This window comes from Rhizobacter sp. P1_G5, assembly GCF_056405435.1.
Window position 1 is genome coordinate 1 of the sequence record NZ_JBFUCB010000412.1, and the last position, 5,536, is coordinate 5,536.

Consider the following 5,536-nt stretch of genomic DNA (forward strand, 5'->3'; position numbering starts at 1 on the left):
GCCCAGGATCACGTACATGATCCCGATCTTCTTGTGGTCGATGCTGGTGAACCATTCGCGCCAGAGGTAGCCCCACAGGCGGTAGCGGGTGAGCAGCGCCACCATGCCGACGCCGCCCAGGCAGACGGCGACGAAGGTGACGAGCAGGATGGGCTCATGGAGCGGGATCGCGTTCCATGAGAGGCGGCCGAAGACGAGCTTCGTCAAATCGAGGTGATCGAGCATCGGTGCGACTCAGTTCTGGGTGCTGGCGTTCTGCGCGGCGCGCAGAACGGGTTGCGTGCCGGTCGGGTCGGCCACCGTGCACAGCGCGGCGGCGACGTAGTAGGTGCGGGGCGTGGCGCCGTTGGCGTCGGAGGTGTGGCCTTCTTTCTCCTTGACGCCGTCGATGCCCTGGCGGCCGAGGCCGCCGCCGGCGTCGATCGCCATCATCTCGGACATGCACATCTTCGAGGTGTCGACGCAGCGGTTCAGGATGGCGTCGTACAGGCCCGGCGCGAAGCTCGCGTAGCGGCGCACCGGCTCGCGCTCGCTCGGCTTCTCGAGCTGCAGGTAGTCGGCGCGGGTGAGCTCCTTGGCGTCGGCGCGGGCGGCCTGCACCCACTTGTCGAACCCGGCGTTGTCCACGCCGTGGAAGCGAAAGCGCATGTGCGAGAAGCCGGCGCCGCTGTAGTTGGCCGAGAAGCCTTCGTAGTCGCCCGGCTTGTTGATCACCGCATGCAACTGGGTCTGCATGCCCGGCATCGCGTAGATCATGCCGGCCAGCTCGGGGATGTAGAACGCGTTCATCACCGATGACGCGGTGATCTTGAACTGGATCGGCCGGTCGACCGGCGCGGCCAGCTCGTTGACGACGGCGATGCCTTGCTCGGGGTAGATGAAGAGCCACTTCCAGTCGAGCGCGACCACCTCGACCACCAGCGGCTTCACGTCGGCGGTGACCGGGCGCTTCTCGTCGATGCGGCTCAGCGGGCGGTACGGGTCCAGCGTGTGGGTGCTGATCCAGGTGATCGCGCCCAGCGCGATGATGATCAGCAGCGGCGCCGCCCAGATCACCAGCTCGAGCTGCGTGGAGTGGTCCCAGTCGGGTTCATAGCGGGCCGCGCGGTTGGAAGCGCGGTAGCGCCAGGCGAAGGTCACCGTCAGCGCGATCACCGGAACGATGATCAGCAGCATCAGCCAGGTGCTGACGATGATCAGCTTGCCTTGCTGGGCGGCGATGTCGCCGGAGGGGTTCAGCAACACGGTGTTGCAGCCGGCCAGCAGCCCGGTGAGGAGCAGGGCGGGGGCCAGCAGGAGCCGTCGGCTCAGGGGCTGTTTGTGGGGTGGCATGCCAGGTTCTGGTAGGAGGGGCGCGCAAAATGCTTCCAACCGGCGCCCGATGGGCCGAGAATCTACGTTCAACGGCCCGGCTCGGGCATTGGACGTTTTGTCCTATCGCCTCCGGAACCCGGCCGTGGGAACCTCCAAGGTGCTCAAGACAATGCCCAAGACAGCGGACTGAAGCTTCATGACGACTTCCTCTCTGGATCCGAAACATCCGCATCCGACGACCGAAGACATCGGTCGAGACACCCGCCGGCTGCATGCCGCCCATGATGCGAAGGTCGCGCCCGGCGAGATCGCCATCGGCGTGATCATCGGGAGGTCATCGGAGTATTTTGACTTCTTCGTGTTCGGGATCGCGGCAGTGCTCGTGTTCCCGTCAGTGTTTTTCCCGTTCGAAAAAGGCCTCGAAGGCACGCTGTGGGCCTTCACGATCTTCTCGTTCGCGTTCATCGCGCGCCCGATCGGCAGCGTGATCTTCATGGCGATCCAGCGGCGCTACGGGCGCGAGGCCAAGCTGACGATCGCGCTGTTCCTGCTCGGTTCGTCGACCGCCGGCATGGCCTTCGTGCCGGGCTACCAGAGCATCGGCTTCACGTCGATCGTGCTGCTGTCGATCTTCCGCGTCGGCCAGGGGCTGGCGCTGGGCGGCGCCTGGGACGGCCTGCCGTCGCTGCTGGCACTGAACGCGCCGAAGAACCGCCGCGGCTGGTACGCGATGCTCGGCCAGCTGGGCGCGCCGATCGGCTTCGTGATCGCGAGCGGGCTGTTCGCCTTCCTGTACGCGAGCCTGAGCTCCGAGGATTTCCTGACCTGGGGCTGGCGCTATCCGTTCTACGTGGCGTTCGCGATCAACGTGGTGGCGCTGTTCGCGCGGCTGCGCCTGGTGGCCACCAATGAATACGCGAAGCTGCTCGACGCGCACGAGCTCGAGCCCACCAGCGTCGGCGAGCTGGCCCGCACGCAGGGCTCCACCATCGTGATCGGTGCGTTCGCGGCGCTCGCGAGCTATGCGCTGTTCCACATCGTCACGGTGTTCCCGCTGTCGTGGATCAAGCTGTATTCCACGCAGTCGATCAGCGAGTTCCTCGCGGTGCAGATGGTGGGCGCCGGCATTGCCGCGCTGGGCATCATCGCGTCGGGCAGCATTGCCGACCGGTTCGGCCGCCGCACCACGCTGGGCACGCTGGCCGCGGCGATCGGGGTGTTCAGCGGCTTCGCGCCGACGCTGCTGGGCGGCGGGCCGCTCGGGCAGGACGTCTTCATCCTGGTCGGCTTCGCGCTGCTCGGGCTGTCGTACGGCCAGGCGTCGGGCGCGGTGACGTCCAACTTCGAGACGCAGCACCGCTACACCGGCGCTGCGCTCACGTCCGACCTGGCCTGGCTGGTCGGCGCGGGCTTCGCGCCGCTGGTGGCGCTGGGCCTGTCGGCGCACTTCGGCCTCGCGTACGTCAGCGTCTACCTGTTGTCGGGTGCGGCGGCCACGCTGATCGCGCTGAGCGTCAACAAAGCGATGGAGATCAAGGACTCCGCGGCCGGCTGAGCCGGGCCGAGGCGGCGAGCTGAGCCTCCAGCGCCGCGAGCGTTGCCCGCATGCGCTCGCCCATCGCGATCTGCGGGTTCGAGTAGCCGTCGGTCTTGCCGGCTTCCTTCTCGCGCTGCTCGATGCGCGTGCGCGCGGCGGCATGCGCCTCCTCGAACGACCAGGTCGTGCGCATCCCTTCGTCGTACATCGCGCGGCCGAAGAAGGTCAGCGGCGAGCGGCGGCCGCAGCCGTACGAGGTGTGGTCGGCATCGGCCGCGGTCATCACCAGCGTGTCGGGGTCCGAGAGCGGCGCGATCCAGCTGCCCGAGAAGCAGGCCGACACCGAGATCACGCGGTGGCGGATGCCCGCCGCATCGAGCCAGCCCTTCAGCATCGCCGGCGTGACCGAATCGACCTCCAGCGGCCAGAACGACGACGCGAGCTGCCCGTCGCGTGCGCCGTGCGAGGTGAGGTGCAGGAACAGCACGTCCTCGTCGCGGTCCATCAGCGCGGCCATGCGCGTGATCGCGCGCTGCAGGTTCACCGGCGTGGCCCACGGGAATGCGGCCGGGTCGTCGTGGTGGCTGACCAGCTGCAGCGCGCGGCCGGCGCTGTCGAAGCGGGTCGTCATCACGTCGGTCACCATCGCGCTCTCGCGGCGGAACACCTCCTCCTCGGCGTCCGGCGCAAAGGTCAGCGTGTAGACGTCGATCGTGCCCTTGCGCTGCGACGCGATGGCCTGCAACTGCGTCTGCAGCAGCTGCGATTGCTGCTCGACCAGCTCCTGCGTCAGCTTGAAGCGCGGCGCATCGTCTTCGCCCTCGGCGGTTTCGGCACGGGCCGGGTACCAGTAGGTGGCGCGGTTCAGCCATTGATTGGCCACGAGCACCGCTGCGACGACCAGGAGCGCGCCCAGGCGCGGCGCCAGCCGCGTGCCGGTGCGCCACAACAGCACCGCCTGCGCGAGGAACAGCCAGCCGAGCGCGAGCCACCACAGGCCCCACGCCAGCCAGCCGCCCGCGCCGGCGCTGCCGTACACCCCGCCGCGGGACATCGGCACGAACAGCAGCGCCAGCACGACCAGCATCGGCAGGCCCTGCGCGCACAGCATCGCGAACAGCGCAGCGGCGTCGGGCTCGCTACCGTCACCGTCGTGCCGCGGCGCGCGCACCAGCCACCAGCAGGCCCAGGCCAGCAGCACCGCCCCCATCCAGTGCGACGACAGCAGCGTCGGCCAGTAGAACGAGGCGGGTCCGGTGATGAGGAGTCGCCCGACCCCCACGCCGAGCACGAACGGTACGAGGAAGAGGCAGGCCGTGATGGCTGGCGTGGCACGCAGGCCGCTCCAGTCGGCACGCATCAGCAACGCGGTGCGGATGCCCTGGAGCCACCAGGCGCCGAGCGCACCGCGGGGCAGCTGAGGGGGCGGGGCCGATGCTGCGTCGTGAGTTGCGTCGTGCGGTGCGTCGGCGTTCGGTTCGATCGAGTCGTTCAGTCCGTTGTCGGTCATTGGTGGTGTTCTCCCAGGCGGACGAATCTACCAAACGACCTCGACATTCAATCTGACGAAATCATGGACAACGCGATGAATTCGCCGAGCGCCCGCGCCGCAGGCCTGGCGGCCCGGCCGGCCGGGAACACCGCGTGCAGCTCCGTCGAGCCCAGGTCCCATGCCGGCAGCACCTGCTGCAGCCGGCCGGCCTCGAGCTCGGCACGGCAGCCCCAGTGGCCGCTCATCGCGATGCCCAGGCCGGCCACCGCCGCGGCGGTGGCGCCTTCGTTGACGGTGACCATCAGCCGGCTCTGCACGCGCACGACCAGCGCGCGGCCGTCGAGCGACATCGCGATGCCCCGCGACGTGGGGCCGACCGGCCCGGCGATGAAGCGGTGCGCGGGCAGGTCGTCCGGCTGTTGCGGCGTGCCGGCGCGCGCCAGGTACGCCGGCGAGGCGACCAGCATCCGCGGCGTCGCACCGAGCCGGCGCGCGGTCGCGACGGAATCCGCAAGCTCACCGAAGCGCAGCGCCACGTCGACGCCTTCATGCACCAGGTCCTGCCGCTGGTCGTTCATCAGCAGCTCGATGCGCAGYGCCGGGTGCCGTTCGGTGAAGGCCGGCAGCCGCGGGATCAGCTCGCGCACGCCGAAGCTCGCGGCCACGCCGACCCGCAGCACGCCGCGCAACTCGCCGCTGCCGCGCGCCGCATGGTCGGCCTCGTCGAGCGAGTCGAGGATGGCCTCGACGCGCACCAGGTAGTCGGCACCGGCCTCGGTGAGCGTGACGGCGCGGGTCGTGCGCGTCAGCAGCGCGACGCCGACCTCGCGCTCCAGCTCGCTGACGATGCGCGAGGCCGAGGGCTGGGAGAACCCCAGTTCGCGCCCGGCGCGCGAGAAGTTGCCGCTGCGGGCGACGCGGGCGAACAGGCGCAGGGCGACGAGGCGGTCAGTCATTTGGCTGGCGAATATAACTTAGAGGATCAGAGCGGCTACCGGCCACAAGGCGAATCAAACACCATTCGTTCCGACGCCAGCAGGGCGCCAGCAACAACAGGAACAGAACCATGAGCAAGCTGAACAACAAGGTGGCCGTCGTGACCGGTGGCTCGAAGGGCATCGGGGCGGGCATCGCCACGGCACTGGCGGGCGCCGGTGCCGCGGTGGTCGTGAACTACGCGAGCAGCCGGGCCG

At 69.1% G+C, this 5,536-nt stretch carries 5 protein-coding genes and 1 pseudogene; 2 read left to right on the top strand and 4 right to left on the bottom strand.

The annotated features are described in order from the left end of the window. Together AC1D12_RS23225 and cyoA are read right to left on the bottom strand one after the other, a co-directional pair. A pseudogene (locus AC1D12_RS23225) lies at window positions 1-225 on the bottom strand (cytochrome o ubiquinol oxidase subunit I); the annotation flags it as partial. A 9-nt stretch (window positions 226-234) separates the two neighbouring features. Then, window positions 235-1,332, bottom strand: coding sequence for a ubiquinol oxidase subunit II (cyoA, locus tag AC1D12_RS23230; RefSeq protein WP_477843125.1), 1,098 nt, complete (start codon window positions 1,330-1,332; stop codon window positions 235-237). A 178-nt stretch (window positions 1,333-1,510) separates the two neighbouring features. Between cyoA and AC1D12_RS23235 the strand changes: the two genes are divergently transcribed. Further along, window positions 1,511-2,869: an MFS transporter gene (locus AC1D12_RS23235; protein ID WP_465112429.1), complete on the top strand. Its 1,359-nt coding sequence runs from the start codon at window positions 1,511-1,513 to the stop codon at window positions 2,867-2,869. Here the strand turns inward: AC1D12_RS23235 and AC1D12_RS23240 are convergent. Together AC1D12_RS23240 and AC1D12_RS23245 are read right to left on the bottom strand one after the other, a co-directional pair. After that, entirely contained in the window at window positions 2,847-4,361 is a 1,515-nt protein-coding gene (locus AC1D12_RS23240; protein WP_477843127.1) for a C13 family peptidase, read from the bottom strand. The two genes, AC1D12_RS23235 and AC1D12_RS23240, sit on opposite strands and share 23 nt — an antisense overlap. A 47-nt stretch (window positions 4,362-4,408) precedes the next feature. Next, a complete protein-coding gene (locus tag AC1D12_RS23245) occupies window positions 4,409-5,299 on the bottom strand; it encodes a LysR family transcriptional regulator (RefSeq protein ID WP_477843129.1) in 891 nt (296 codons plus the stop codon). 110 nt (window positions 5,300-5,409) lie between these two features. On the opposite strand from AC1D12_RS23245, the gene AC1D12_RS23250 reads away from it, so the two are divergent. Then, on the top strand, window positions 5,410-5,536 hold a 127-nt coding region (locus AC1D12_RS23250), incomplete at its 3' end, for an SDR family NAD(P)-dependent oxidoreductase (RefSeq protein ID WP_477843131.1).